The organism is Gemella sp. 20925_1_85 (assembly GCF_041433735.1).
GTDB lineage: Bacteria > Bacillota > Bacilli > Staphylococcales > Gemellaceae > Gemella.
In genome coordinates this window covers 1-651 of sequence record NZ_JAPWCC010000063.1, presented here as the reverse complement: position 1 = coordinate 651, position 651 = coordinate 1, and the positions used below count along the sequence as shown (strand labels likewise).

1 protein-coding gene is annotated in these 651 nt (G+C 29.0%); it reads right to left on the bottom strand.

Translation table 11 applies throughout. The features are described from left to right. A partial coding sequence (locus O3884_RS09015) for a helix-turn-helix domain-containing protein (protein WP_371453057.1) occupies positions 1-651 on the bottom strand: 651 nt, incomplete at both ends.

Sequence of the window (651 nt, the reverse complement as noted above, 5' to 3'; positions counted from 1 at the left end):
ATCGTTTTTACTTTCTTTCTTACTTTTCTTGAATATCTCATAAAGTATTGTTTTAATATATGTTGCGTTCTTCCATCTACAATATCTATAAAGTCATGTGTTTTAGCATCCAAGAATACGAAGCTCATCCCATTTTTACTATCTTTAGTTGACTTTATCTCATCGAAACATAGGTGTTCTGGTAGGTTTGAATGAGTCTTAACTTCTACTGCCTCTTTACATGATTTCATTACTCTTACTACTGTAGATACTGATACATTACTTAATTCAGCTATATCTTTAAAAGATAATGTTTTAGATAGATTCTTCATAATATAAAGTATAAGATTTTTTGATATACTGCAGTGCTTTTGTACAAATGATGTTTCAGCACAAAACTTAGAATTACACTCTCTACATTTGAAGCGTTGTTTCTTTAATCTAAGGTATGTAGGGCATTCTGATATCTTTAATAAAGCTACTTTTAAAGGATTGCCGAATCCATTTTTAACTATATTATTTCCTTCTTTCATACAACCGCAGTTTGTACAACACTTTGGTTCATATGATAAAGCTCCATGAAATATGAATGTATCTTGACCATCCACATTAATTAAATCAAGTTTATCCTCCATAGTTATATTTTGGTCTTTTATTAATAGTAAATTTGTG